Raw genomic sequence first — 26,966 nt, 5'->3', positions numbered from 1 at the left:
CCCGCCTGCCGAATACCGACCCTTTGCGCACCCCATCCGGACCAACTGATGATGGTTCACTACTTGACTTGCATACCCCCCAGGGGTATCTTTTCATTGTTGTCAGTGAGTGGTATGTCGCGGAGGACCAAATGATTGTTGGCCTCTTTACAACCGTTCAACCACAGCACCCGTCGCATTTCTGCACATAAGGGAACTGACATGAAAACACCTTCACGCACCGAACTGCCCCTTACTTCTGCGTCCTCCCCGGGCTGCAGCTGCTGCTCCACCGAGGCCAGCGCCACTCCGCCCGCCAAAATGGGTGTCGAATACGACGTGGAAGGACTGACCTGCGGCAGCTGCGTGGCCAGCGTCGAAAAGGCCGTCAAGGCCGTGGATGGCGTAGACGGCGCGGCTGTTGAACTCGTCCCAGGCGGTGTTTCCCGCCTGGTCATTACCGGCTCCGCTGGACCTTCCGCCATCCGGGACGCCATCACATCAGCCGGCTACAGCTTGACCAACAGCTAGCCCAAACACGTGCGTCCGCACCGCCTCAAGCGATGCCGCGGGCCGCACCTGGAGGAGCACACCATGACAGAGCACACCCATCACCACGATCACCACCTTTCGCCGGTCACCGAAGCAGACCCCGGCCAAGCAGCACCACACCAGACTCCCGGGACGCCTGAATCACCGCATCAGCACCAGGCGCATGCTCAGGGACACAACGCCTCGGACGATCATGCCGTGCACAACCACGGTCAGCACGCCGGTCACAGCACGGCCATGTTCAAGGACAGGTTCTGGCTGACCCTGGCTCTCTCGGTCCCGGTGGTGTATTTCAGTCCGATGTTCGGGCACCTCCTGGGGTACATGCCGTTGGAGTTCCCGGGGTCCGCCTGGATCCCGCCCGTTCTGGGAACGGTGATCTTCTTCCACGGGGGCATGCCCTTCCTCAAGGGCGGCATCAATGAACTAAGATCCCGGCAGCCGGGCATGATGCTGCTGATCAGCATGGCCATCACCGTCGCGTTCGCCGCGTCCTGGGCCACAACCCTGAAGATCGGGAACTTCGATCTGGACTTCTGGTGGGAGCTGGCGCTCCTGGTGGCCATCATGCTGCTCGGACACTGGATCGAAATGCGGGCGCTCGGCTCCGCGCAGGGCGCCCTCGACGCCCTGGCGGCTCTGCTGCCGGACGAGGCCGAACGCGTCACTGATGCCGGCGTCGAAACCATCCCGGTCTCTGAGCTAAACCCCGGGGATATTGTTCTCGTCCGGTCCGGGGCGCGGATGCCCGCCGACGGCACCATCGCGGACGGGCAAGCCGAGTTCGATGAGTCCATGATCACCGGGGAGTCCAAAACGGTGCTCCGCGCAGTGGGTGATCCGGTCGTGGCCGGGACCGTGGCCACCGACAACACCGTCCGGGTCGCCGTCACGGCAGTCGGTGACGACACGGCCTTGGCCGGCATCCAGCGGTTGGTTGCTGAAGCGCAGGCCTCGTCCTCGAAGGCCCAGGCCCTCGCGGACCGGGCGGCGGCGTTCTTGTTCTACTTCGCCACCATCGCCGGTGTCATCACCTTCATCGCATGGATTCTCTTGGGTAGCCTGCCCGAAGCCGTCACCCGCACCGTTACAGTGCTCGTGATTGCCTGCCCGCACGCCCTGGGCCTGGCCATCCCGCTGGTGATCGCGATCTCCACCGAACAGGCCGCCAAAGCCGGGGTGTTGATCAAGAACAGGATCGCGCTCGAGCGGATGCGCACCATCGACGTCGTCCTGTTCGACAAGACAGGCACCCTGACCAAGGGCGAACCCGAGCTCCGGAACACCGCCACCACCGATGGCAGGACAACCGATGAGCTGCTGGCTCTGGCAGCAGCCGTTGAATCCGACAGTGAACACCCTGTCGCCCGGGCCATCGTCCGGGCAGCGAAGGAGAAAAGCCTCACGCTGCCGCAAGCGACGGGTTTCACGTCCATGACGGGCCGTGGCGTGCGGGCCACGATCAATGGCCGCACCGTCCAAGTCGGCGGCCCTGCACTGCTGCGCGAACTCGGAATCACCGAGCATGAGACGCTGGCGGCCTCGACCCGTGAGTGGATGGGCCGTGGCGCAGCTGTGCTGCACGTCATCGACGGCGACCGGATCCTGGGGGCAGTCAGTCTCGAGGATGCCATCCGGCCCGAGTCCCGGCAAGCCGTAGCAGCCTTGCAGAACAGAGGCGTGAAAGTCGCGATGATCACCGGGGACGCCACCCAGGTAGCCACGGCGGTCGGTGCGGAACTGAACATCGACGAGGTTTTCGCCGAAGTGTTGCCTGCGGACAAGGACAAGAAAGTCGCCGAACTGCAGGCCCGCGGCCTGAAGGTGGCGATGGTCGGGGACGGCGTCAACGACTCCCCGGCGCTGGCCCGGGCAGAGGTTGGCATTGCCATCGGCGCCGGCACCGACGTGGCCATGGAATCAGCCGGGGTCATCCTTGCAGGCAACGACCCCAGGGCCGTGCTGTCCATGGTGGACCTGTCCAGGGCAAGCTACACCAAGATGTGGCAGAACCTCGTCTGGGCCACCGGATACAACGTCATCGCCGTACCCTTGGCCGCCGGTGTGCTGGCCTTCGCCGGGATCGTCCTGTCCCCCGCCGCCGGGGCGGTCCTGATGTCCATCTCCACCATCGTGGTCGCCCTCAACGCCCAGCTGCTCCGCCGGGTGAAACTGAACCCCAGCCAAGTTCGTTGACCCAACAGTGAACCGGCACCGCTGCCCCCGGAAAGGTATGGCGCCGGGTGCCGGTAGCCTAAAGACAGCAGACCCACAGGGAGGAAGACCCGCATGGCCGCACAACGCACCATGATGAGCTCCGCCCTGCTCACGGCCTCTTTGCTGACAGCGGTCTTGGCCCTCATCACGGGAATCCTTGGCATGCACGTCATGACAGGGACCCACTCTGCACACACGGCCGCCATGGTTTCCGTCGGCATGACGGATACGACCGGGTCCTACCCGGCAATGTCCGAACACCCAACACCCGGACTCCCCGTGTCCGGGCACGCCAGCCATTCGGTCTCACCATCATCGGGACCTGCCGCGCTGCAAAAGCTGTCCGCGGTGAATGCTGCGCCCTCCCCTGCGCAGTGCTCCTGCTCCGGGAATTGCTCAAGCCAGCACTCCATGAGCGCCTCGTGCATCCCCACGGTCGCGACCGGCGCCCTGGCGGCGCCCGTACCGGACGACACGGTCTCCATCACGGCCCAGTCCGCAGCCTCGACAATCGCAGCTCCCATTCCCTGGTCCTACCGCCCCGGCAGTCCGTCACCGGGTGAGTTGTCCATCAGCAGAACGTAATCGTTCCGCTTGCCCGGGCCCAGCCCAGGGCATTCCTTCCTTTGCGCCCCAGCCCCGCCGCGGCTGATCAGCGCCCTCCTGACAAACCTCACCCCGTTCTGAGGGCGCCTTAGCGCCCCCAAATCCTTAGAAGGACCTGATGAAGATGAATACAAAAAAATTCTTGCCTGTCGCCGCAACAGCGATCGCCGCCGCCATCGCACTGGCCGGCTGCGGTTCCTCCGGTGGTTCCGGTTCCTCCGGGACGCCAATGCCGGGCATGGACCACGGCAGCAACTCCTCCAGCGCTTCAAACCCAGCCGCGGCAGCGGACCATAACGCCGCTGACGTGATGTTCGCCCAGATGATGATCCCGCACCACGCCCAAGCGGTCGAGATGAGTGACATGATCCTCAAGAAGCAGGACATTCCCGCCGATGTCACAGCCCTGGCCACCCGGATCAAGGCCGCGCAGGGACCGGAGATCGAAAAGATGACCGGCTGGTTGAAAGGCTGGGGCGAACCCACCCAGATGTCTACCGGGCACAGCATGGACGGCATGATGGGCGCCGACGACATGACCAAACTGGAGGCCGCCCAGGGTGTTGAGGCCGCGAAGTTGTTCCTGACCCAAATGATCGTCCACCACCAAGGTGCAGTGGCCATGGCCAAGACAGAAACCACGGACGGCAAGGACACTGCAGCTGTCCAGCTCAGCAAGGACATCGTGAGCGCCCAGGAAACCGAGATCAAGGAAATGCAGACGCTGCTGGCCGCTCTCTAACCAGCCCCACCGTGGCGCCGGTCCTCCAACCGAATAGGGGGCCGGCGCGCCTTTCGCGTACCCGTTTCCACCCCAACCTGGAGCTTCCCATGCAATTCTTCACCACCGCGGCAAAGCGGACCGGAGCCGTTATGGCCAGCGCCGCGATACTCCTCACGCTGGCTGCCTGCGCCCCGGCCAGTCCGGAGACCTCTGCAACACCCTCCATCGAACAGACGGACAAGCCCCTGCCCGGCAGCCACGTCCACGGGTTGAATGTCAACAGTGACACCAGCCAGGTGCTGTTGGCCACCCACGAGGGCCTGTTCGACGTCACCAAACAACCAGCCAGCAAGATCGGCGGCACGAACGACCTGATGGGTTTCACCGCCGGCAAAGACGGCGTCTTCTACGCCTCCGGGCACCCTGGCCCTGGCTCCGATATGCCCAACCCCCTCGGACTGATCAAGTCCACCGACGGAGGACAAACCTGGGAGAAACTCTCACGACAAGGCGAATCCGACTTCCACGCCCTGACAACCACAAAATCCGGGATCATCGCGTTCGACGGGCAACTGCGCAGCAGCCCCGACGGGAAAACCTGGGACACCGTGGCGGCCATGTTCGCCCCGGCGGTCCTGGCCGGGCACCCCGACGGCGACACCGTGCTGGCCACCACCACCGAGGGAATCCAGCGCTCCACCGACAGCGGGGCAACGTGGGCACTGGACAAGACCGCCCCGGTGGTTCAGTACGCCGCCTTCGCCACTCCGGACGAGGCGGCAGGCGTGGCCCCTGACGGGACCACCTACTACTCGGCCGACGCGGGCAAGTCATGGACACAGAAAGGACGAATCGACAGTGAAGTACTGGCCATAGCCGCCCTCAAGAGCGCCGACGGGAACCCCTGGATCTGGGCTGCCACACCCGAAGGGATCGTCGTCTCCACCGACGGCGGCACGAGCTACCGCCCCGCAGACGCCCTTTGATTTCCTCCGCCTCCGCACAAAGGCTGGAACCGTATCTCGCGGTGAGAATAAATGGCGAAGGCCACCGCCTCCTCGGGCGGATGCGTTAGGTTACGCTCCAAACCGACGCCGGGCCTTAGTGTCCTGTGCACGGATTCATAAATCAGGAACAGCCCAGCCAGGACTCCGAGTACGGACGTGGCAGGAACTAGCCAACGGGCGCGCAATGCTTGTCCGACGCCACGAAGGGCCGACCACCGGCTTAGCATGGGCCAGGATGCACCGAGGACTTGCGCGGCCACGACAAACAGGAGGACAAGCATCACCATCCGAAAGAAGCTGCCCTGCTTGGCATGGTCTTTGTTGAATTCCAAGGCTGGCCGAACATTTTCCAACTGTTCCCTGCCTCTGCGGTCAGAACGGCCAGCAGGACCATACAGAGCCAGCACCACCAACGGCCCCGCAAGGCAATTCCGACTAGTCCGACAGGGCACGAGGGCGACTGCCATCAGCCCCGACAGGGGCGCAAGGACAACAAAGCCATGGATCGGGAGGATGTGGGCTGGAAGGCCGCAGATCTCATCATGGAGACACTCCTGAACAGTGGAGTTCGAGCTTCGCTGGTCCCTAGTTAAACGATCCCGGTGGTGCCTAGCAGCAGGCCAACACCATAGGTGAAGGTCATGGCAAGGACACCCCCGATAACCAGCCGTAGGGTTGCTCTTCTCTTGGAACTACCACCAATGTTCGCGCTGACCGAGCCGGTGATCGCGAGGGCAATGACCACGGCCACAAACGTCAGCGGAATACGCACCTCCGAAGGGAGTAGAAGGATTGCCAGCAACGGAAGAATGGCGCCTACGGTGAAAGCGGTAGCGGAGGCAAACGCTGCGTGCCAGGCGCTGGCAACTGCCTCCTCGTCCATCCTGAGTTCGGCGTCCAAATGCGCCTTTAGAGCATCGTGGTCCGTCAGTTCCCGGGCGACTGTGCGGGCGGTCCCCTCGGTCAGCCCTTTTGCCCGGTAAATCGCCGCCAGTTCTTCCAACTCGCCTTCGGGATCTTCCCGGAGTTCTTGGCGTTCCTTCTCGATCAAGGCGCGTTGGCTATCACTCTGGCTGCTGACCGAAACATACTCGCCCAAAGCCATGGAAACTGCGCCGCCCACCACCGCCGCGGCACCCGCCACCAAGATGGGCGCGACATCATTGGTCACGCCGGCTACGCCTACGACGGTTGCGGCCACTGAAACAATTCCGTCGTTGGCCCCAAGAACCCCGGCCCGCAACCAATTCAGCCGGGCTGCAATGCTCTCGTCATGGGGCTCGTTCGGGTGCTGCTTCAGCAATTCAGACATATAGGAAGTAAAACACCGGACCACCAACCCCGCTACGCAGGTTTGCATACCCTACCCTCCCGTAGCGCCGCGGTTCCCCTGGTCACACAGACCTCAGAGCCGTATGACAGTGCCCTGGCCGGAATTGAAGGGATCACACTAGAGCGGAGATAAAACTGAGCGCCGCATGGGCTAAATACCGAACCCGCGTAAGGCCTGACCTCGGGTGCGCATGTCGCTCACGACACATACTGCAACCGCAAAACGCCACCAACATCCACAACGGATGACCACTGCGACGTGCCCACAGTTCTGGTACGGCCGGGTGTCCCACTTCCTTAGAAGTGGGACACCCCCCAGCGGCACGCTCCCCCACACATCCGAATTGTCATTTTCAGGAGTCCGCTGCACCAAATACCCCGTCAGATAGCGGTCTTTTCACAGAGCTAGATGATGCGCCTTTGGAGCTCGCGGTACACAGTCGTCCGGACATGTCGAACAGAGCCTGCGGCGCCACACCGGCGGGCGCCACCACCTCCATCTACGATGCGAACGGCCACACAACAGCAGCCGGCGATCTCGAGCTTCATATCCGACGGCGGCTGGTCCACTCAGTATGTTAGACCGGGTACTTTCCAGGGCTATGAGGTCGAGCTCTTGACCTGCTTGGGGGTGCCGGCATGCTGGGCTGTGCCGCACCTCCATATACGCCCCACGACTACAGGAAAGTTAGGGAACTCGCACACGCAACGACCACGGGAAAGTTAGGGAATGTTTGTTGTACACTGAACGTGAGCTTCCATCCCGAGGGGTGGAAGAAGTGAAGCCAGGACCCCCGCTGTTCATAACGGGACCTGGCTTTCGCGTTCTCTAGAGATTTATCCGCGAGATTTTGACGTCATCAAGAATGGTTTTGAAGTATCTGGGCTCTCCAGCTTCAGCGTCCCCTATGGCACCTAGGACTTGATCGGCGATCCAAAGCATTGGGTCCTCGGAGCCCCTAAGCCAATCGACTCGCAAGCCGACGGGCAGGGCGCCTTTTCCCCTCAATTTGGGGATCAGTTGCCGATCGCGTTGGTTCAGCGATTGGGTCCGCGCTTCGAACGTCACGCTCGTACCGCCCAGGTCCTCCACCTCCCAGCAGAGCCTTTCAATGCACTTGGCACGTGCGCGCTCCTGCCGGCGAGGATCCAGAGGGCTGGCGATAACAACAATATGGTCCAGGCTCAGCGATGCGACAGCTTCGACAGACAGCGTCTTGGCTCGTGGGTCCAGATCTCTCCAATGGAGTTTCGGACCCTTCTTGTGAATCCCTAGCATGGCCTCGCGAGCTTGAACTGCCGTCACCTCGTCCGCAAGGGCGGCACCAAGCAAGTACATGGGTGAATGCACCTTTGTAAGGCGCATACTTTCATCTCCCCATGCCCCAATGTTTTTCGATTCGCCTCCCGTCACCCCACCCACGCGCTTTATACCCTCCCTGCTGCAGCCACCCCGCCTCACAGCAGGCTTCTAATCACCACCGAGAATAGCATGATGTGTACCAGTGAAACATATTGCCGTATATTGTGTTTTCATGACACAAATTTCGATGGGGATCGGTCGGCGTATCGGTACTTTCCGTAGGCGAGAGGGTCTATCAGCCCAAGATCTGGCAGAAGACTCAGGAATGTCCCGGTCGGTCATAGCCAATATCGAGACAGGGCGGCGCGAAGACATCACGGTTAGCGAGCTGATGGCCCTATCCAAGGCCTTGCGGGTACCCCCCGTCGCTATTCTCTTTGACGTAACGCGGCCGCTCGCACCAGTACCAGCTTCGAGCGATGGTGAGCCTGAGATTATGCCTATGAGAACTATCGATCTCGTGGACTGGTTTGCAGGCATAGACGGTCCGGCGGAGTGGAGCTACGATCGTGCGGCCATGGAGGAAGAACTCGCAGTTAATGGACCGGCGGTGATGCCGGTGACCGGTCTGGTCTTGGAAGCCACCTATAGCGACAGCGGGTGGGACGCAATCCGGCTCTTAACGGTCGGGCGGCAGCTTCGAACCGCCAGAGAGACCCATGCCGAGCTGATCCGGGACTTCGCATTTGACGTAAAGACGGGGAGTTTCGGTTGGGAACCCGACCCGGACGAGCATCGGCATCTAATGGACGCCGTGAGTGATCTGGTTGATATCGAAGTGGCCATCCCGCTGGAAGAATTCGTGAACAAAGTTAAAGAGATTGCTCCCGGCAAGGCCTCTGATGCTGAGACAGCGGTGCGACGTCTGCGCTCCTCCGCCCAAGACCTTCGCCGCTTCAAGGGTCTACTGAAATCCCTGGGCGGAGACGCGGGCGAGTCCCCTCTAAAGACAGATGACGAGCACTCGTTTCCCTCCTTCGGCCGAGAGCAGATCCTCACGCTGTGGACCCGGATGAAGTTTCAGTTCATGCGGGATCTCGTGGACGGCGACTTCAATCCCAAGAAGCACCGGACATACGATCAAATCCAAAGGGCAATCAAGACAGGAAAGCTACGCCGCAAACCGGAACAATCCCAATAGTCAGATCCTTCAGGTGAGATGAGATCTAGCCTTCTTGCGCCAGCTCAGCCCCGGGGAAGCTGCCCATCAGCCAAAGGTACGGTTCTTTCGAACTCCACCCACTGCCTTGTGATGGGCTCGAGAAGCTGCGGAGGGAACCATACTGCCGCGCGAAAAGCGGCGCCATCCATCGGGTCCATCGTTGTGATGTCAATTCCTCCCTCACTGTAGGCGGCACTGTCCATCAGTTCCATCGTTTTCCGCACGAACTTGCACGCCTGGTCGTAGTCGGCAAATACGATTTGGGAACGGTTGAAGTTCAGTAAGGGCTCGTGGGCGGTGTAGTGGTCAGCGTCTCCCTGGCACGAAAACTGCGTCTCCAGCCCCAAATCCCAAAGTGCTCGAAGTAAGGGTGCCATCAAATGGTCGACCTCAATGCCGTCAATCTCCGACTGCGGATGACCAGCAAGCCCTGGTTTCGAGGATTTCGTCAGTCCCCGGGAACCATGATCACGCCCAATGCTGTACCCGGAGTCGAACCCTGCGCGGAACCGACGTCGACCGTAACCGTCGAGTTGGAGTTTCGCGAGCTGCATGTTGAAAGAAACAGTTTGGACCAGTTCACTGGCGAGTTTTTGGAACACCGAACCATAATGCCAGCCGCATACGACATTTTAAGGAAACTCTGCATCCTCGTGACTTGCCGGTGCGATACTGTGCCCGTGTCATCGCTGCTGGAGATAATGGGCCGCTACCAGATGACGGCTTCAAGAGGCGCGGCCCGCTCGCCAAAGAAGCTATTCAGACGCTCGATGCGTCCTTCCCCGGGTGGCTGGACGGCATCTCGCTCAACGTCGAACGCCACTGGCAAAAGCGGGCCACCGACTATATCGAATGGGTCAAGGAGAACGGAAGGCACCCGCACCGCAGCGCCTGGGACCCCAAAGAACGGGCACTGGCCGGTTGGGTCGCCAGACAACGGCTCCATGCAAAGAAGCGCCAATACCCTCACCGCATCAGGGAACTCAACGCACGTCTGCCCGAATGGAACTGCCCACCCTAGATCCGGACGACACCGTGCAGGGTTACTTCGCGGCCCAGCGTTCGTGCGCAGCTTGGCGGCTGATCCCAGCGGCCCGGCCAATGTCGGTCCAGGAGGCACCGGCTGCCTTCGCGGCCGCGACAGTCTTATCCAAGCGGAGTCCGGCCTGTCGGTGCTCCTTCGCAGCTGCCTCAACACCGAGGATCGCCTCAGACGGTGCGATATGGACGAGCCATTCCTCTCGGACGGCTTCCTCCACCTCGCCCGAAACGTCGGCAAACTCGCCGCTTGGAACGTACTCCTTGCGGGTAGCAAGGTCAGCGTCGGCAGCCGTAGGAACTCTTTGCCACAGCTCTCCTTGCCAGCCGCATGTGCAGGCGCCGCGCCAGCTCATGATCAGGTCGTTAGGAACGATCTCCTCATCAGGATTGAATTCCCCTGCATGCGGGTATTCGCCGGTGATCCCGTGGAAAAGTACTCCTGCTCCGGTCGAACTCCCTGAGAGCCGCCCGTCGGGTGCGACAAAAGCCACCCAGCCCTCATGGTTGTAGTCGTTGGATGTCCATCCCATGCGCGTACACCTTCCTGTCAGGGTTTCCTGACAGGAAGTCTTTCAGGGACCACAGACAATAACCAGAGCCGTCCAGTTGACTCCACCAATGAACGCGGCGACCCGGACTATAAACGGGAGATGAGTATCCGTTCCCGTTGGTTGGCTGGCCTCTAGGGGCTACCTCAGTGTTGTACGGATCTCGATTTCCTGTTCCGTTCCCGCGCAGCTGAGGGTAATCCTGCCCCAGTTGTCCTCAATGTTGTAGTGCCGCGATTGCAGAGCCATTGGTGGGTTTAGGTATGGCGAGGTAAGCATGGCCAGCAGCTCGTCAAACTGGTCCAAGGAGAACGCCTCAAAGGAGAGCTCGACGCAAATTCCACCCGGAAGGTTGTGCCAGGTTCGCACCGACTTGGGATTTTGGACGCCAAAGAGGCAGATACGGCGAAGCAAGGCACTTTCAACGGTAGAGGCAGCGCCAAGAGTGGAACCGTAGTAGGCCGCAAACGTGCGCTCCTCCATTGCCCACTCATCAGGCATGGCCGTGGCGGCGCAACGCACCTGGCTGTGCGGCACACTAAAGCCCGCATGGTGAGCTTGTTCGAACTCTTCCGCGGTAATTCCAGCGAGGACAATCCTTGCGTCAATTCCGGGACGATAGAGACAGAGCCCCAAAGGATGTGCGGTAGCGCGAAGTCCAGGGATCCCGTGGACCTCAGCGCCGGCGCCCGGTGAGGTGATCACAGGTAGAACCTGGACGGCGAGATGCGTCAGGCTGGTTGACGGGCTAAGGAAGACGGTCAACTGCTTGGTTTCGGCGTGAAGGCGCTTGACGCCAAAATTAAGCCGATTCCAAGCCTTTTCGCTGCGTTCGACATACATGGTTTCCAGCTTGTTGATGAACAAGGCCTCCAGTTCCTGCTGTGCCGGGGAGGGAATAGCAGGCAATAGCCCCGAGCTGGGATTGCGCTCGACTAGTTGGTGGAGAACAGCGTTGTAGCTGTGACCGGTGGCTTTCGATTGGATTCTGGCGATGTGGGCAATCCGGGACGCTGGCATGATGCTCCTTCGTAGACCCCGCCGACTCGGGATTACTGGCAACATGACACGCGCACAACAAACACAGCTACAGCGCCACGAGTCAGAGCCAAGCTCTTTCACAGTCAGGGATCCAGTCGGTGATCCCTGCCATCGGATAACTCGCGTACCCGCCTGAAAAGATCATAGGCCATGACGGCGGACACAGGTTTCATTTATTTGTCGGTTGCTTGCTGATGCTGAACGAGTACTTTCGGTGCTTCCTCGGCGAGGTTACTTGCCCCTCGCCCACAGGGGCACGGCAAAAGCTCAACCCTTCGGGCTTTTCCCGCACCCAGGTGGACGATGGGACCCACCTGACCGCCTGCACCCAAAGCCCACCCTCACCTTGAGTTCTTCGTCCCACCACTGGTGAGCGGACAATGGGCACAGCCTTGTGCAGCGGAGGTGGTCTACTGCACCTCACCGGCGCTGGCGTGCCGCCCGCACGTTTCGGCCACTACATTCAACGCCGCCGTCTTCTGCGAATTTGAAACCACGAGCCCAGGCCCTGCTGGGCTCCAAGATCCGACCAACCTAGGCAAAGTTGAGCCTTCCGGGGACATACCCTGCGTCGGTTAGCTGAGTCCTGCCCGCCTCCGCAGCTCGTCGTTGGAGTGCTGGACCAACCGTAAACGTTGCTCCTGCGTGGTTCTTTCCTGTTCTTCCCATTCCCGGTGACGGTATTCATTGACGACGTCCCAGAGAGCCCTTCTGCTGCGCGGCGGAACTGCTCGCCATACTTGCCCGCCGTCGATTCTGATTTCATCGGCGCCCCCGAGAAGGGCAAGGACCTGGGTGGCGTGCCTGTTCGGAAGAACGACTAGTGAGATCTGTCCATGAGGGCGGCGGACTTCAATTCCGGCGCCAACTGCCGCCACCTCTAAGGGAGGTGCAAGCGCCCCGCGTGCGGTGCGGACGAAACGCGCTCTGCCGATGTAGCGGCGCCAGTTGGTCGCGACTGCACCCGGGAGAGCGGGAAAAACCAGACAGAGCAGACATACCAGCAGGACGACAAGCAGTGCTGCGGTCACCGCAGGAACCATCGCGTCTTCCAACGCTTGCATCCGAGCCCTTTCTTCCCAGAGAGTCACCGAACTGCCCCGTCACTCGCGGCTATAGCTGCCTCAATCTGGATTGTTTGCTGGTGACGATAGAGGGTCGCCCGGCTCCACCCCACCAGGCCAGCGGCTTCTGCAGCTGTTTTACCCTTCGCCCGGGCCTCCTTGACGATGGCCAGCTTGTCGGCCACAACCGCAGGGTCCATCACTGGCCGGCCGAACCTCGTCCCCCCGGCCCGGGCAGCGGCAATGCCGGCATTCACCCGCTCGGTGATCAGTTCGCGTTCGTATTCCGCCAAAGTGGCCAGCATATTCAGCATCAGCCGGCCCGTAGTGGTTGCCGGGTCGATGCCATCAGAGATCGAGCGGAGCTCCACTCCCCTGTCGCGCAGCAAATCCACCGTGTTCAATACATCCACCAAGGAACGCCCCAAACGATCGACCCGCCACACCACCACAGTGTCTCCAGTCTGAGCGTACTCAAGGAGTTTCTTCATCCCCGGCCGTTCCCTTGCGTTCTTGCTGCCGGAAGTCACATCAGAGAAGATGTCACGTCGTTGCACACCCGAGGCGGTGAGCGAGTCCAGCTGCAGCTGCGCATCCTGGGACGCCGTGCTTACCCTCGTGTACCCCAGTAATCTCATGCGCCTCATTCTGCCTTGAAAATACCCCTACCTAGCGGAACTAAGACGTTTCACGGTGAGGCATCTTTAAGAGACAAAGCGCGTCCTGAGTTTCCGGCATTCATCGATGACGTTTCCCGGCATCTACGGCTGTCTCGGAAATCTTTAGATTTCCAAGACAACAGTCCGCCCGCGTTGCGCCGAGAAGACTTGGGTCGCTGTCAGGATATCCTGACCGCAAGCAACAGTAGGAGAACATGCAGTGCAGTGGGACTTAGGCGATGGCCGCCACGAGGGTACGGCCTCCATGGTCGCGCCAGACGGACGTCTGTCCCATGAAGTGGGAGAATCTGGCCTTCTCGTTTCAGGCATCACCGGAAGGTTTCCAAGAGACGCCGAAAAGCGCGACCATGAAGTTATCGATGACGACCATGTTGTTGGATGGCAGGCGTCCTGCAATTGCGGGTGGAAGGGCAGGTTCTGGACGAGAGTCGCGACCAAGTCGGAAGCGAATCTGGCTGATCACAGAGCTTACGTTCCATTCCTGGGATTCGCCACTCCCCCGGTCGCCGCCGAAGATGCCATGAAGGTGGAGTGGCGGGCTCACGCTGAAGCGTCGTCGGTCATCGATGAATTGCTGGCTGCCCAAAGGTCTATTCGAACGGCCAAAGCAAGGCTGGACAACGCTGTGAGCAAGAGTCGCGCCGTGGGACTTCCTTGGTCCGCAATTGCTTCCACTCTGGAAATCACCCGGCAGTCGGCTCACGCCAGATGGGGAAAGACGGACCCCTGAGTCCAAGTTGGATCCTCACAGAGAGAAGACGGCTGTCTTTCACTACCCAAGAATTAATGGGCAGGTATGGAAAAGCGGCCCCCGATCCGTTATGCCATAACACGTGCCATAAAGACTATGGGAATGCTCGCCTCGCGCCTGAGCGAGGTTCAGACTAATCGGGGGCCTGCCTTGCCCATCGACTGATCTGGATCGTCTCTAGGGAGTCAGACCTCTCTTCCTGGCACCCGAAGCGGCCTTACTGACTACGTAGCCTGGCAGGCCATCCGGGTGTACATGAGCAGTCATGCCATAACGACTGCCATAATTCTTATGGGAACCCTCGCTTTTCCTCGAACGTAAATACTTGCAGTTAAATAAAGTGTTAGTGTCAGCCAGCAACCTATGCGGTGAGCAATGGGATCTATAGATGACCCTAAAACGAGTTCTACGGCATGTCATCCCACCGAAAAAACAGCATAAAACTGAATAGATTTACCAGCTTGTCGTGCAACTAAAGAATCCATTTATAAATCCACGTTGCACAAAATGAGTAAGAGTACGGAGTGCATCACGTGATGCAAGGTAGTGCTGCTAGCTTTTGACATCGCAGGAGCAACAACCGAACGACAGACTGGGTAAAACGCGTGTGTCACTGCCCTGCCGAACAGGGTGCAACCCATAGAGTGGAAGGCAGAGTGCCAGACCAGTAGGAGAGTTAGAACAAATGCCACGATCTTCGCTACACGCACCGGCAAACTTCACACAGAATCGAGCACGGGCAATTGAACGTGTGATCTCTTTCGCCAACGGCAAGGGGGGAGTAGGCAAAACTACTACCGCGGCCAACGTTGGTGGCTACGTAGCGCTTGCAGGCTCAAGAGTCCTAATGGTGGACCTGGACCCGCAGGGAGATCTGGCCAGGGACCTTGGATATGAGCGACAGAACGGACGCGAGCTGTTCCAAGCGTTGATCGCAGGCACCACTCCGCTTGTACTTCACAACGTCCGAGAGAACCTCGACGTTATACCGGGTGGTCAAGAACTAGAAGACATCCAGGGTCTAATGGTTTCCCGTTCCAGTCGCTCGGACGCAGCCGACTTCGGTGACATGCTCTACGCAGTGTTGGCGCCGTTGGCCGACGATTATGACCTTATCCTGATTGACACCCCACCGGGGGAGAGGGTGTTGGTCGAGGGAGCATTCGCCATCTCAAGCGCCGTCGTGATTCCAACGAAGTCAGATGACGCCAGCATTGACGGGGTAGAACGTATCGCACGGCGGTTCATGGCCGTGCGGGACCGGAACCCAGCGCTGCAGCTAGCCGGCATTGTGCTCTTTGGCGTCGGACCACGGTCGATGAGACTTGAGCGCAGTGTAAGAGACACCCTCGCTGAGATGCTTGGAGAAGTAGCCCCAGTATTCGAAACAAGGATCCGTAGTCTTGAAAGTGCAAGTGCAGACGCCCGGCGTAAGGGGTTACTTTTCCACGAACTTGAGGGAGCAGTTACGGATGCTCAAAAGAAACGCCTCAAGGCACTCCGGGCGGGGGAGAAGCCCACGGATGGTTTCTTTTCCCGTAATGCTGGGGGACTGGCAGAAGAGTTCGAGCAGCTGACAGGCGAAATCCTGGCACGACTGAACACGATCGAAAGCGAGGAGCTCGTATGAGCAGCAATCGGCCAAACCTCGCAAGCGCATTCGCGCCCTCAGCACCTCGCGGCGCGAAGCTCGAAGGAATCCTCGCCCCTAAGCGGCGGAAAGCTCCGGATACGCCAGAAATTCCAGACCGGTCTCTGGAGTCGACGCGCATTTCGGTAGTTCCCGAACTAGCCCAGGAGTCCGAGGCCGAATCAACCGCTCCTTCCTCGGAATTCATGTCTACGGATCATGTCGGTGCGATCGAAGGAATGAACCGGACCCAAGAACCAGCATCCAAAACAAGCCAGGCCTCGACGAGTCAACGCAAGGACGTCTCATCAAGTTCAGGTACCAAAGCCTCCGAGGTCGTTTTGGGCGCCCTGCGCAATGTGGGCGTATATCTGGCCCCGGATCTCCTAGCCACCGTGAAAGAAGCCTTGCACTCACAGCGAACAACATACGCAGATCTTCTTCTGGACGCCTTCGACTCTGTGTCGGAAGCGAGTATCGCTAAGGAGTTCAGGCCTGAAACTACTCCGTCGCTGTCAGGCATGCCCCGCCGGGTGCCTCGCCGACGCGGGGAAGCCGGTATCCAGATCCAAGTGCGACTGGATGGGCATCAGACTGCTTGGCTTGATGAGAAGGTCGTCGAGTTCAATGCGCCGTCTAGGAGTGCACTCGTTTCCACCGTCTACAGACTCTATCTCAAAGACTAGCTTCATGGCCGGTCGCCAGGGAAGGGACAACCCGCTCTGCCGACCGGCCTACGTTTCTATCCTGCTTCGATTATGGTATGCATTCCAATGGAATTTATGGCGTCCCTTATGGCGCGAAAATACTGGGGTACGAGTAGCTTTACCGTCTTGTTTTCCTGAACAGGAGCCGATTCCTGCGTCACGTCGCTCTCGTGAAGGCCATGTCGGCTAGGCTCCACTCATCTGGTGGCCCTTCAAAGGTTTCCCATGGGTAATCGTCCGTGGGGGAGAGGAACTCCGCGACTGTGTTCACGTTCTTTGAGAGCCACTCCCGCCAAACGATTCGTTCAATACGATATCTCTGAAGTTGGGCAGCTACAGCGTCCACCACACCGAAGCATTCTGCAAGCTCTTGGAGAGAGGTCGTGGCAACGATCATCCAGGCTCGGGCGCCGTTCCTGGAAATCATGTTCCAAGCTGCCAGGACCTCGAGGCTTTCGCTCACGGCAGTTCTGGACAGCTTTGTCTGAACGACCAATTCCGTCGTTGTGAGCCCTGGCGTGCTCTCCAGCGCTTCGTAGACGAACGCTGCGGGCAAGCCCAGCTCCCTGAAAACCGGCCTGAGCGAGTGAATCTTTCCTTTTCGCCACGTTAGATCCTCGGCTGCTGCACGGAGGCCTTCAGGGATCGTCAACATGTACAGGTCACCTTTGGTTCCCCGGCCACGTTCTACCAACGTCACCAACGGATCACTCTCAGCACGCAGAGCCCTCAAATGAGAGCCGACGGTCGTATGATCCAGCCCTGTCGCCACGGCAATTGAGCGGTCACCGAACTCAACAAATCGGGATGCTGTCATATGGGCTGCCGCTCCCAGAGCTCTTAGAACCATTCGACGTGCCAGACCAGTTCGGGAGCTAGCGTAGGCGGGCTCCCGCAGTAGCAGGGCGTTTCTCCAGGATCGCAAGTAGCGGTGCTCGCTGCCGGGATCTAAGTCTGTCGAGGTTCCTAGTGGGGGCTGTGTACTTGGCTGGCTTGTGGGGGATTTACGGGCATTGTTATTCCCTGTCCTTGAGCCTTGGTTTTTTCGTAGGTAGTCGACCGCGTTGTTCCAGTCCCGTTTCAAGGATGGGAGACGGTGATGGGAGGTGTAGCGGGCGTAGAACGATGCCAGTCCGGGCCAAACACCTTGGAGGACCCGTCGTTGTACGTCGACGAGTTTCATTCCTGCGGCGGCCGCGGCTGTCAGGATAGCCTGACGGGCTTCTGAGTCGGAGGCGTACCGGTTCGCGTCGTAAAGGCCCGACAGCGCCATCTGCTGCATTGCCCTGGACATCCGCCCGATCATCTGCGGTGCTCCCGGATCTCTATTGTCCGGGGATGACGGCCGCTCCAGTCTCAGGGCCCGTACGCTGGTGATTTCATCGTTCAAGTCTTGGCGTATTGCTTCCCAGACCTGAACCTTGTTTGGGCGTCGGGCAACGTCGTACGCCATGCTGAGGCTCATGGCGAGTTCTTGGTGCCCGCCACGTTTGTGGGGTGATCCTGGTGTGCGCATGCACCCGTGGAGAAGGTTTTGGTGTGGTGATTTATCCAATGTCCGGTATCGCGTGCCAAGTGCCTCGACAACGTCACGGGCCTCGGAAAAGGAAACCTTTGTCTCCAGGGGTATGTAAACGTGCCGGCCACCATTGGGGGAGTGATCTTCAATCCACCGGGCGCCACAGTTGTGAAGCCACGATTGGAGGGACTTCACATCCGCTTCTACCCAGTCGATTCCTGCAATAGAGGAGTCGAAGTCAAGGAAGATGGCCGAGCAGGTGCCGTCTTTTCCGAAGATCCGGACCGCCGCAGGAAAAGTGGGGAGCGTCTCAGTCAGCGCGCGTTCGTGCTTTTGGGGATAGGTCTTACCGCCGTCTCGGGACAGCCGAATACGGGGTTGACCTGCGAGAAGAGGCGCAAGCGCGGCCCACGCTTGGGCGGCTTCGGAGGCCAGGGAATGGTCGCGGGACACGCCAGCAGGTTTGCCTGCTGGCAGCACGCGAGCGTGCTGTTGTACGATGAGAACAATCCTTTCGAGGAGGTCCTGTCAGAGGGACAACAAAGGGCCGGCCCGCCAAGACCGGTTTCATAGCAAGACAAAGGTAGATCTGAAAGGATCAACCTTCACGATTTACAATCTGAGCGCCGGGAAGCAATCCAGAATGTAAATCACTAGCTTCGAAGGCCCGCCTAGTGCGGGCCTTCCTCGTTATGAGGCTAAGCGCCCTAGCGGGAACTCCTCCTGCTGGGGAACTGCGTGCAGCTTGGTGTTGGCCAGGCGTTCCTCAACCAAATCGGACAGCCAGTCGCTTACATACTGGTAACCCTCCGCCTTTGCAATCTGGTCCATTGCATCCGCTTTGGGAGTTGCGATGCGGAATCCGACGAATTTGCGGTCGCCTTTGGAGCGTCTGCCTGTACGTGTAACTGGAGCCATCATCCCTGTCCTTTGAACTGGGCCGCGGAAGCCGCCGCTACTTCAATAGATTGGTCGAACCAAGTGCCACCTGGCCCTAAGTTGGCGGCTGCTGTACAACCGGCCATCTCTGAAACTGAAACTACCATCGCGCGCCTTCTGGCAGTGGCATTGAAACAGAAACACCCTCCGGCGTGTTGAAGAAACAGAGTTAAGTGGCGGAGCCCTTGCATGGAGGTTTGCCATGACGCCAGAGCGTCGGCGTGCCCGATGATGGACAGCTTGGGATGCGGACCCGCATTGGGCATGCCACCGCCAGCTTCCATGCGCCGGAGCGCGTGACGGTGACTAAACCGCGGTCGCCGACGATCGCTGATGCTAGCAATGCATGCCCATTGCCTTTCATGTGAGGCGTGCGGCGCGTGGTGGCCACTCTGCTAGCTCGAAAAGCTGGCAAACCCATACGCGTCAATCCAGCCTGCTTTTGCCGTAGTTAGGATGTGACATATGTACTTCCTCATTTCCATACTAAGTTGATCATGATTGTTAAGAGTTAATCATGCTCAAGACAAATCCTATTGCATCATCCAGTCAGTTTGCAGAGCGGCACCTTGGCCGCCTCGGGAGATTCGCCTCCTCTGGGCTGGATAGGCGTCGAGCAGCCCGCAGAGTATCCGCTTTCACCCGGATACTGGAACTGCCGTCGCCTCTAAGCCTGGACAAGCTCCTGCGGTTTGTTGAACTGGTTACGGAGAGGCCCATCCAGCTCTCGCGGAGGGATGACCTGCTGGATGTGGACATGTCAGGTTTTTGGCATGAGGGCGAGGACGTAAACCGTCTATTTCATGTGGGCGACCGATCAGAATTCGCCGGCGAGATGAACATCCTGCACGAGATCTCGCACGTTCTGCTTCAACATGATCCTGAGCCTCTCACGGGGGAGGAATTGGCTGTCGTTTTCCCGGATCTAGACCCGCGGAAGGTGCTCCATGGATGGAGGCACACCAAGCTCCGGACCGGGATCGAAGCAGAGGCGGAGCTGCTGGCGGACCACCTCTATGCCCAAATCCGCTCCGGAAAGAGGGAAGAAGAGATCTTGGGCTTTGGAGATGTAATCGGTTGACCCTCGCTGGTGTTGTCCTGATCATTGCCGCCTTCGTTCTTCTGCTGTCGTCCGCGGCGATGTATGTTTCCCGGGGTCTCCGGATGCATGGTTCGTGGATCTACGGCAGCTTCTTTGGCTCGCTCACCGCCATCTTCCTTGTCGAGCCGATTTTTTATGCCGTGGATGCAGCCCTGGGAGGTGTGAACTACCTTGCCTTGGCCCAGCGGGCTTTCCTGACGGCGACCCTGCTCTCAATGCATATAGGCATCTGGCGGGCCATGGCCCCTTCGCAACTAAAGCGTCCCGTCATTTTTGCTTGCGTCATAGCAGCGGCCAGCTATGGCGGCCAAGTGATGCTGTTCATCCTGGCAGCTCCGTCGTTTAGCAGTTCGGGTATGCGGCAATACGAAAGCAATCCGTTGGTCGCCACCTATAGCCTTCTGATGCTTGCGCACCTTGCCACAGTGGCCTTTTCCGCGATGCGCCTGAGTGTGCGCTACAGACCGCGTCTCAAGTCTTTGCGCCGGCGTCGGTCGCTGGCATTCGTAGCCCTTGGGTCCGGCTTTGCCCTAGCCGTCGCGCTGATCCACGCCACAATCACCTTGACCGATCTGGTTGGATCCCCACCCGACATCCTCGGAACGCTGGAACGGATCTTCACAGCCAGCGCCGCCATTGTTTTCGCTTTGGCCATCGGGATCCCCACGTTTCCCCGGTGGCTGGGCTCCGCCAGGAAGGACTTCATCGCCCGGCGGGAGCTCTGGAACCTCTGCCCGGTGTGGGCCAAGCTGCAACCGGAAATTGACCAGTACGTCATCTGGCCGTACCGCGGCCGGCTGATGGAAATCATGAGCCGGGACCCCGCCATGCGAAGGCATCGAAGGGGCGTCGAAATACGTGACTGTTTTGAATCGGATGCAACCCTAGAAGGTAGACTCTCTGAAGCCGAACTGGCGACAATTCGAACGATGGAAGTTAACACACATGCTTGACCAGCAAACCAGCCCAGGACCTGCGGCAGAAGCCGTTAGCCGGATTCTCCACCCTGCGGTCTTGCTCCTGGCGGCAGCGGTTGCAACGGCCATCAGCGCTCCAGGATCCGTTCCCGCCCTCGTCTCCACCCTGGCGGCACTGGCAGTCGTGATCCTCCTTGGCGTATTGGTCTTTCCGCGGATCGGCAAGTCCTTGGGCTGGCCAGAAGAGCGCAGGAAGACGAGGAGCTTCATGGCTTGCGCGGGCGTGCTTGGCCTTGGCCTGATCGTGACGGCCCTGTTGGGAGCCCCTGCGCTGCTCATCGCCAACGGCATCGCCTTCTTCGTCGGAGCAACGCTCATCGCTCTGGGCCGGTCACGGTGGAACATTTCTGTGCACACCGTCATCTTCACCGGCATCGTGCTGGGCCTCGGAACATCGCTGTCTCCACTGTGGTTCGCGGCTTTGATTGTGCTGCCGGCCCTTATCTGGTCACGAGCAGCCTTGAAGCGCCAGAACGTTGCCCAGTCGCTCTGGGGAAGCGCCATTGGAGTCGTCGCATGGCTCGCATACCTGCTTAGCCTGTCGTTGCTCGGAGCATAACGGTGGCGCCCAACCTCAACGAAGCGCGGGACGCCTGGCGTCAGACCCTGTCGGAGCGGCTGAATCTCCTGCTCGACGTGATGGTGGCCAGTGGGGGAGAGCCCTACGAGTTTGAAGACATCCGGCGAGGCCTGCAAGAGCAAGGCGTGACTCTGTCTCGCTCGCGCTGGCTGTACATGCGTGACGGCACCGGAGCCACCGTGACGGATGAACGACTGCTCACGGCCTTGGCCAACTTCTTCGGGGTGAACCCCGCGTACCTCAACGACTTCGAGACCGAGATTCCCGAACGCATCGAAAAGCAGCTCAAGTCGCTAAAGACGCTCCGCGAGAAGAGAGTGAAGAAATTCGCTGCCCGTAGCCTCAAGGGCGTCTCACCTGAGAAGTTCCAAGCGATAGCCAGAATCCTGGACGAAGACGACTAGAACACTCACGGCACACTCATGTTGAGCATGCTTTTTTATCTTGAGCATGCTCAAGGTAGGCTATTGGCGTGCCTACGATCCAGCAATTTGATTTACCCCCACCCGGCGGTCAGGGGGCGGCGCTCTCGCGCGAGCGGATGCCTTGCCTGTGGTTGGGATTCGCTCGCGCCGCTAGTCCTCAGGTTGGACTTCGTCGAGGCCAAGTGCCCGACCCAGGATGGAGTAGCGTCGGGCCACCTCATCGGCGTCGACGGTGTACCTGACCCGCTGGCCATTCCGCTCTTCTGAGGCCGGCGGATCCGCCATTAGTACCCCCTCGGCCTCCAGTTGCACCAGGTTGTTCTGTGCCGTCGGGACCCCAATTTCCAGCCCCTTGGCCACTTCACCCCTGGTGGCCGGCCCCGATTTAGCAAGGTAGCCAACAATGGCCACTTTTGTTGAGTTGCTGAACACGCTAATTGCCCGCTCTGTACTGGATGGGATTTTAGGGCGGGAGTAGCGGGGCATGGTTCTTATTTTGCCGCATCCCCACCCAAGAGACCTCATCAGATTAGCGGTTAGTTAAACTATTCGCTAGTCTGGAGCTATTCACCCACATTCATCTCCGGCCCTCACCACTAAGGAGGCGTTATGCGGCCCACTGTTCACTTGCTAGATCCCAGGCACCCGTTCGACGGCGTAGCTGTAGAGATGCCAGTGAATGGGAAGCGCGCCCAGGCTCCTTTACGAGAACAAGAAATACAAGCCCGGCCACGGCATCCCAACTGGGCAGTTTGACAGGCGCTACTAGTGCAGCTGGGGGCAGTAGATATGGAAGCAGTACCCAGGGGATGGATTGTGAAGAACACGTTCGGTGCAGTGTGGACCGTGAATGCTTTGCTGTTTACACACGACGAGGACGGCCTGGAGCACTTCCGTCTCTGGATGCCTGCAGCTGGAGCCCCTGATGCGGCGTAAGTCGCTGGGTCTCCTGGCTCTTATTGCCGTCCCCAGCCTGTTCTTTGGGCTGATCTTCTCATTCGTCCTGCTGCTGGCACCGGCGAAACCTGCTGCAGCTGATTGCGGCCCGGTGTCGGTTGTCGTTGACGGCAACACGAAGGTTGATGGGTATTCAGCGGAGCAGTTGAAGAACGCCGCCGCTGTCATGGGAGCAGGCAAGGCGCTGAACCTTTCAGTGAAGGGCCAGACCATCAGCATCATGGTTGCCCTGGGGGAGTCGGGGCTGCGTGTCCTGGACTACGGGGACGGTCCCGGCCCGGATTCCCGTGGCCTGTTCCAGCAGCGCGACAACGGCGCGTGGGGCTCCTACAGGGACCGCATGGACCCGACCATCAGTGCCACGAACTTCATCAAGGCCCTGCAGGCTGTACCGGGCTGGGAGCTGTTGGAACCGACCATCGCCGGTAACAAGGTCCAGCGCAACGCCGACCCGTACCACTATCAGAAGTACTGGCCCGAAGCGGTCAAAATCGTCCAGGCCCTCTCGGACGGGAAGTTCTCCGTTGAAGGAAGCGACTGCGGGATCCCGGGCAAGTCCGGAGCCGGAGATGACTACCCCTGGAAGGACTCTCCGACCTGGTTGCAGGTCGGGGCAGGCTCAGCTGCTGCCTCGCCTTTGGGCATGTTCTACCGCGAGTGCGTGGACTTCGCCTTGTGGCGGGTGAACCAGCAGATGGGTTCCACCAGTGCACCGTTCAAGTTCCTCAACGGGACCTTCCGCCCGGACGGGCAGGGTCTCGGCTCTGCTTTGACGTGGAAGGCCGGCTGGGATGCCAAGGGCTGGCCCTCCGGTAAGACACCCCGCGTTGGCGCTGTCGTCTGGTACGCCCCGGGCACCGGGGGATCGGACCCGACGTTCGGCCACGTGGCCGTGGTCAAGGAAGTCAAAGACGACGGGACCTACGTCGAGGAAGGCTACAACGGCAACCCGCCCCCGGATGACCACAACTACTACACCCGGACCGTCAAAAGCAGTGTTCCCTCCGCGTTCCTGTACCTGCCCAACCAAGAGGAGAAGAAGTGAAAAAGCCCCTGGCCCTCATTGCAGCGGTAGCTCTGCTGTGCGCCGGATGCGCACCAGCGTCTAACACCACACCGGCACCGACGGAGACCACGGCCACGCCCTCAGCTCCGGTCTCATTGAGCGTCGACAGCGGCCCACAAGCACCGGGCGGGACCGTCCCTCCCACCATTGGCATCTCCTGGGATCAAGCCAGCAAGGATCAGGCCGTGGACGTCGCGCAGAAGGCCATGGCCGACTTCGCCCGCCCGACGGCCAAGGAACAACAGTGGGCCAATGATCTTGCCCGCTGGCTCACCCCGCAGGCCACCGCCGACTACTCAGCGGTGGATCCGGCGAACATTCCAGCCAGCCGCGTCACCGGCCCGGCCAAGCTGACCGTCGATGAAGCCAACGGCTACGGCGTCATCGCCACTGTCCCGACCGACGCCGGGACCTACACATTGCAGCTGCTCCGCACGGGGAAGGACGCCCCGTGGAAGATCAATCGGCTGACACCACCAGCGTCCTAGAGGTAACCCCTCTTCACCTCTCACACGTAAAGGAAGAAAGTTCATGAGTACTGCATCAACTGAGGTCCTGGCCTTTCCCAACATCAAGGCCATCGTCCGCGACAACGGAACCGCCGAAGTCGTCGTCGCCGGTAACTCCCGCGTCGTCCCCGACGGGGATACCATGCAAGACCTCCGGAACAACGCCCTCGCCCTCGTCGTGGGCGAAGCACAGACGCTGCAGCGCCCGGTACGGGTCCAGATCGAGGATCCCGAAGGACACGGCGAACTGATCGTGCACCCGGACAACAAGATCGAATCCGTCTCTTACGAGCCGCGCCCGGCACGCCGCCGGGCCCAGGCCCCCGCGACCACGCCCGAGACCGTATCACCGGCCGTCATTGAAACAGTCCCCGTAACGGCCCCGGAACCGATCCCTGCTCCCGCACAGCCCGCCACCGTCGAAGCTACGGCAGCGGCAGTGGACCGCCAGCCGTGGCCGCCCACGCCCGTAGAAGCCGATGTAACGACGGATATCCAGGTCAGCTCCGGGCCTGCCAGCTCAACCACGCAGCGGATCATCGATGCAAAAGAACCGCAGGCCGCTGTGACCGGTCCTGAGGAACCGGCAACACGGCGCAGCTTGAAGGAAACCTCGTTCCTGGTCAGCGCTCCGGTCCTGGAGCCAGCCACACAGGGCTGGCGGGGGACACTGACCCGGCTCGGTTTCCGCATGGACCCCTCTCCTGAAGAGCTGTCCGAACGCGAAGATATCCGCACCGTGAGCCAGCACTGGCCCGGTCCCCGGACCATCGCCGTGGTCAACCGCAAGGGCGGGGCAAACAAGACACCCACTGTCGTGATGCTCTCTGCCATCCTTGCCCGCTACAGCGGCGCGGCCACCGTCGCCTGGGACAACAACGAATCCCAAGGCACCCTGGGCTGGCGCACGGAAAAGGGCGCGCACAACCGCAGCGTCCTGGACCTGATCGATTCCTCCACGGAACTGCTGTCCCCGTCCACGAACGCAGCCGAAATCGCTAAGTTCGTGCACCACCAGACGGCAGACAAGTTCGACGTGCTGCGCTCAGATGAGAACGAAGAAGGCGACCACGAAGTCACCGCCGAGGAAGTCGACATCGCCCACCAGGTGCTGACCCGTTACTACCGGCTGGTGGTCATGGACTCCGGTAACACCGCCCGGGCTGCGAACTGGCGTCGGATGATCGACCACACCAACCAGCTGGTCGTTCCGGTCACCGCTATCGAGGACCGCGCAGAGGCCGCCAGACTGACACTGCAGACTCTGGAATCCCGTGGTGGCCACGACGCTGAACTGGCCCGCAACGCCGTCGTCATCGTCTCTGAATCGACCGATGCCAAGCGCAGCATGACCGGCGACGCCCTCAAGCGAGCAAAGGCCGAAGCCCAACGGATCGCTGACGGATTTGAGCCGTTCGTCCGGACAGTCGTCCGAATTCCCTACGACCCCGCCCTGGTCAACGGCCCCATCCGCTACGAAGCCCTCCAGCCCGCAACCCAACGGGCATGGCTGGCCGCAGCTGCCGCCGTCGCCGAAGGCTTCTAAACAGTCACTACCGAACGGAAGGAAGGAGGAACCATGCAACTGTCCCTGAACCCCTGGGTCACCAGCCCGGCCGAGAGCATCGAAGAAGAAACACCTGACGTGCACGTCCCGCCGGCTGCCGTGATCAGCACACCGCTCAAGGGCATGGTCGAACCTGACACCGCAGATCGTCTGGCCAGCCGCACCATCACCGGCACCGCCGCTCTGTGGGTCGTCGGGAGCCATGGTGGAGCCGGTGAAAGCCGCACCGCTGACCTGCTCGAGGGAGCACGCCCGACCGGGCACTGCTGGCCTGTCCTGCAGGACGGCAGCAAGCCCCGCGTGCTGTTGGTTTGTCGTGCAGACATGCGCGGCCTCACCGCCGCTCAAAGCGCTTTGACGCAATGGGCCTCCGGTGCCGCCCCTGCTGTGGAGTTGCTCGGCCTCGCCGTCCTCGCGGACGCGCCGGGAAAGACACCCAAAGCGCTCCGCGATTTCACGGCCATCGTCGGCGGGGGAGCGCCCCGTCTCTGGACTCTTCCCTGGGTCGAGGCATGGCGGCACGGAGACTCCACCACAACACCAACGGCCCGCGAATACCAACGCTTCATCACCGACGTAACCGCCCTGGTTACCGAAACCAGCCCAAGCACCAACCACTGAAAGGTCACTCATCATGAACTCGATCACCGCAATCACCACCAGCACCATCCCGAACCCGACACCGGTCGTACCCGCTGAAGCCGGCGGACTGCTCACCGTCCTGAACTGGGCCTCCGGTATCGGCCTCGTCCTAGGTGTTCTCGGCGTCATCATCGTCGGCATCACCATGGTCATCCAGCTCCAGCGCGGAGAAGGCGGCCAGTCCCTGGCCAAGCTTGGCTGGGTCCTGCTGGGCTGCATCATCATCACCGGTGCCGCAGGCATCGTCCGCGCCTTCGTCTAATCCAGCACCAACAACGG

The 26,966-nt window shown here is 60.4% G+C and carries 29 protein-coding genes; 20 read left to right on the top strand and 9 right to left on the bottom strand.

All coding sequences use genetic code 11. From position 1 onward, the window contains the following. Positions 1-201 precede the first annotated feature (201 nt). The 5 genes from AYX22_RS22985 (at position 202) to AYX22_RS22965 (ending at position 5,064) form a co-directional block, all read left to right on the top strand. Complete coding sequence (locus AYX22_RS22985; protein ID WP_142940371.1) at positions 202-510, top strand: heavy-metal-associated domain-containing protein; 309 nt, start codon at positions 202-204, stop codon at positions 508-510. A 63-nt stretch (positions 511-573) separates the two neighbouring features. Beyond that, positions 574-2,727: a copper-translocating P-type ATPase gene (locus AYX22_RS22980; RefSeq protein ID WP_142940370.1), complete on the top strand. Its 2,154-nt coding sequence runs from the start codon at positions 574-576 to the stop codon at positions 2,725-2,727. A gap of 93 nt (positions 2,728-2,820) precedes the next feature. Continuing rightward, entirely contained in the window at positions 2,821-3,333 is a 513-nt protein-coding gene (locus tag AYX22_RS22975; RefSeq protein ID WP_142940369.1) for a hypothetical protein, read from the top strand. A gap of 145 nt (positions 3,334-3,478) precedes the next feature. Next, a complete protein-coding gene (locus AYX22_RS22970; protein ID WP_142940368.1) occupies positions 3,479-4,096 on the top strand; it encodes a DUF305 domain-containing protein in 618 nt (205 codons plus the stop codon). An 89-nt stretch (positions 4,097-4,185) separates the two neighbouring features. Beyond that, complete coding sequence (locus tag AYX22_RS22965) at positions 4,186-5,064, top strand: F510_1955 family glycosylhydrolase (protein ID WP_142940367.1); 879 nt, start codon at positions 4,186-4,188, stop codon at positions 5,062-5,064. A gap of 610 nt (positions 5,065-5,674) precedes the next feature. Here the strand turns inward: AYX22_RS22965 and AYX22_RS22960 are convergent. Both AYX22_RS22960 and AYX22_RS22955 read right to left on the bottom strand, forming a co-directional pair. After that, positions 5,675-6,397, bottom strand: coding sequence for a VIT1/CCC1 transporter family protein (locus AYX22_RS22960; RefSeq protein ID WP_142940366.1), 723 nt, complete (start codon positions 6,395-6,397; stop codon positions 5,675-5,677). Between the two features lie 849 nt (positions 6,398-7,246). Continuing rightward, positions 7,247-7,756 (bottom strand): hypothetical protein, encoded by a 510-nt coding sequence (locus tag AYX22_RS22955; protein ID WP_166842577.1) that lies wholly within the window; start codon positions 7,754-7,756, stop codon positions 7,247-7,249. A 196-nt stretch (positions 7,757-7,952) separates the two neighbouring features. On the opposite strand from AYX22_RS22955, the gene AYX22_RS22950 reads away from it, so the two are divergent. Next, positions 7,953-8,921 (top strand): helix-turn-helix transcriptional regulator, encoded by a 969-nt coding sequence (locus AYX22_RS22950; protein WP_142940364.1) that lies wholly within the window; start codon positions 7,953-7,955, stop codon positions 8,919-8,921. 44 nt (positions 8,922-8,965) lie between these two features. Here the strand turns inward: AYX22_RS22950 and AYX22_RS22945 are convergent, their stop codons facing one another. Continuing rightward, complete coding sequence (locus AYX22_RS22945; RefSeq protein ID WP_142940363.1) at positions 8,966-9,544, bottom strand: hypothetical protein; 579 nt, start codon at positions 9,542-9,544, stop codon at positions 8,966-8,968. A gap of 56 nt (positions 9,545-9,600) precedes the next feature. Here AYX22_RS22945 and AYX22_RS22940 point away from each other — a divergent pair, with 56 nt between their 5' ends. Further along, entirely contained in the window at positions 9,601-9,963 is a 363-nt protein-coding gene (locus AYX22_RS22940; RefSeq protein WP_142940362.1) for a helicase associated domain-containing protein, read from the top strand. 22 nt (positions 9,964-9,985) lie between these two features. Here the strand turns inward: AYX22_RS22940 and AYX22_RS22935 are convergent, their stop codons facing one another. Together AYX22_RS22935 and AYX22_RS22930 are read right to left on the bottom strand one after the other, a co-directional pair. Further along, positions 9,986-10,513, bottom strand: a complete 528-nt coding sequence (locus tag AYX22_RS22935; RefSeq protein ID WP_142940361.1) for a hypothetical protein — start codon at positions 10,511-10,513, stop codon at positions 9,986-9,988. A gap of 159 nt (positions 10,514-10,672) precedes the next feature. Beyond that, positions 10,673-11,551: a hypothetical protein gene (locus AYX22_RS22930; RefSeq protein WP_142940360.1), complete on the bottom strand. Its 879-nt coding sequence runs from the start codon at positions 11,549-11,551 to the stop codon at positions 10,673-10,675. Positions 11,552-12,246: 695 nt separating this feature from the next. On the opposite strand from AYX22_RS22930, the gene AYX22_RS22925 reads away from it, so the two are divergent. Continuing rightward, positions 12,247-12,396, top strand: a complete 150-nt coding sequence (locus AYX22_RS22925; RefSeq protein ID WP_207597710.1) for a hypothetical protein — start codon at positions 12,247-12,249, stop codon at positions 12,394-12,396. A 263-nt stretch (positions 12,397-12,659) separates the two neighbouring features. On the opposite strand, the gene AYX22_RS22920 is transcribed toward AYX22_RS22925, so the two are convergent. Both AYX22_RS22920 and AYX22_RS22915 read right to left on the bottom strand, forming a co-directional pair. Beyond that, complete coding sequence (locus AYX22_RS22920; protein ID WP_142940359.1) at positions 12,660-13,274, bottom strand: recombinase family protein; 615 nt, start codon at positions 13,272-13,274, stop codon at positions 12,660-12,662. Between the two features lie 343 nt (positions 13,275-13,617). Continuing rightward, positions 13,618-13,902 carry a hypothetical protein gene (locus tag AYX22_RS22915; RefSeq protein WP_142940358.1) on the bottom strand — a complete coding sequence of 95 codons (285 nt, stop codon included), beginning with the start codon at positions 13,900-13,902 and terminating at the stop codon, positions 13,618-13,620. An 850-nt stretch (positions 13,903-14,752) separates the two neighbouring features. On the opposite strand from AYX22_RS22915, the gene AYX22_RS22910 reads away from it, so the two are divergent. Further along, the gene (locus tag AYX22_RS22910) at positions 14,753-15,697 is read left to right on the top strand and encodes a ParA family protein (protein ID WP_079581673.1); all 945 of its coding nucleotides are present in this window, start codon (positions 14,753-14,755) and stop codon (positions 15,695-15,697) included. Then, positions 15,694-16,383 carry a hypothetical protein gene (locus AYX22_RS22905; RefSeq protein WP_142940357.1) on the top strand — a complete coding sequence of 230 codons (690 nt, stop codon included), beginning with the start codon at positions 15,694-15,696 and terminating at the stop codon, positions 16,381-16,383. Before AYX22_RS22910 ends, AYX22_RS22905 begins: the two co-directional genes overlap by 4 nt. A 178-nt stretch (positions 16,384-16,561) precedes the next feature. Here AYX22_RS22905 and AYX22_RS22900 read toward each other — a convergent pair whose 3' ends face one another. Further along, positions 16,562-18,376 (bottom strand): MarR family transcriptional regulator, encoded by a 1,815-nt coding sequence (locus AYX22_RS22900; protein WP_238703515.1) that lies wholly within the window; start codon positions 18,374-18,376, stop codon positions 16,562-16,564. Positions 18,377-19,379: 1,003 nt separating this feature from the next. Here AYX22_RS22900 and AYX22_RS22895 point away from each other — a divergent pair. Genes AYX22_RS22895 through AYX22_RS22880 form a run of 4 tightly spaced genes read left to right on the top strand, consistent with a single transcriptional unit; the run spans position 19,380 to position 21,925 of the window. Next, a complete protein-coding gene (locus tag AYX22_RS22895; protein ID WP_142940355.1) occupies positions 19,380-19,943 on the top strand; it encodes a hypothetical protein in 564 nt (187 codons plus the stop codon). Further along, entirely contained in the window at positions 19,940-20,917 is a 978-nt protein-coding gene (locus AYX22_RS22890) for a hypothetical protein (protein ID WP_142940354.1), read from the top strand. Before AYX22_RS22895 ends, AYX22_RS22890 begins: the two co-directional genes overlap by 4 nt. Further along, positions 20,910-21,500 carry a hypothetical protein gene (locus AYX22_RS22885; RefSeq protein WP_142940353.1) on the top strand — a complete coding sequence of 197 codons (591 nt, stop codon included), beginning with the start codon at positions 20,910-20,912 and terminating at the stop codon, positions 21,498-21,500. Before AYX22_RS22890 ends, AYX22_RS22885 begins: the two co-directional genes overlap by 8 nt. Before the next feature lie 2 nt (positions 21,501-21,502). Next, complete coding sequence (locus AYX22_RS22880) at positions 21,503-21,925, top strand: hypothetical protein (protein WP_142940352.1); 423 nt, start codon at positions 21,503-21,505, stop codon at positions 21,923-21,925. A gap of 171 nt (positions 21,926-22,096) precedes the next feature. Here the strand turns inward: AYX22_RS22880 and AYX22_RS22875 are convergent, their stop codons facing one another. Continuing rightward, on the bottom strand, positions 22,097-22,378 hold the full coding sequence (locus AYX22_RS22875; protein ID WP_142940351.1) for a helix-turn-helix domain-containing protein: 282 nt from the start codon (positions 22,376-22,378) through the stop codon (positions 22,097-22,099). Positions 22,379-22,735: 357 nt separating this feature from the next. Between AYX22_RS22875 and AYX22_RS22870 the strand changes: the two genes are divergently transcribed. From AYX22_RS22870 to AYX22_RS22845, 6 genes are read left to right on the top strand one after another with little or no spacing between them, the layout of a single operon-like run. Then, positions 22,736-22,882 carry a hypothetical protein gene (locus tag AYX22_RS22870; protein ID WP_160147684.1) on the top strand — a complete coding sequence of 49 codons (147 nt, stop codon included), beginning with the start codon at positions 22,736-22,738 and terminating at the stop codon, positions 22,880-22,882. Next, a complete protein-coding gene (locus AYX22_RS22865) occupies positions 22,872-23,948 on the top strand; it encodes a CHAP domain-containing protein (RefSeq protein WP_142940350.1) in 1,077 nt (358 codons plus the stop codon). Before AYX22_RS22870 ends, AYX22_RS22865 begins: the two co-directional genes overlap by 11 nt. Beyond that, entirely contained in the window at positions 23,945-24,457 is a 513-nt protein-coding gene (locus tag AYX22_RS22860; RefSeq protein WP_142940349.1) for a hypothetical protein, read from the top strand. Before AYX22_RS22865 ends, AYX22_RS22860 begins: the two co-directional genes overlap by 4 nt. Positions 24,458-24,500: 43 nt before the next feature. Next, complete coding sequence (locus tag AYX22_RS22855) at positions 24,501-26,024, top strand: chromosome partitioning protein ParA (RefSeq protein WP_207597709.1); 1,524 nt, start codon at positions 24,501-24,503, stop codon at positions 26,022-26,024. A gap of 33 nt (positions 26,025-26,057) precedes the next feature. Then, positions 26,058-26,666, top strand: a complete 609-nt coding sequence (locus AYX22_RS22850) for a DUF6668 family protein (protein ID WP_142940347.1) — start codon at positions 26,058-26,060, stop codon at positions 26,664-26,666. Between the two features lie 13 nt (positions 26,667-26,679). Then, positions 26,680-26,949 carry a hypothetical protein gene (locus AYX22_RS22845; RefSeq protein ID WP_011777317.1) on the top strand — a complete coding sequence of 90 codons (270 nt, stop codon included), beginning with the start codon at positions 26,680-26,682 and terminating at the stop codon, positions 26,947-26,949. Positions 26,950-26,966 lie beyond the last annotated feature (17 nt).

This window comes from Arthrobacter sp. D5-1, assembly GCF_017357425.1.
Classification (GTDB): domain Bacteria; phylum Actinomycetota; class Actinomycetes; order Actinomycetales; family Micrococcaceae; genus Arthrobacter.
The sequence above is the reverse complement of the archived record's forward strand: the minus strand, read 5'-3'. Positions and strand labels throughout refer to the sequence as shown.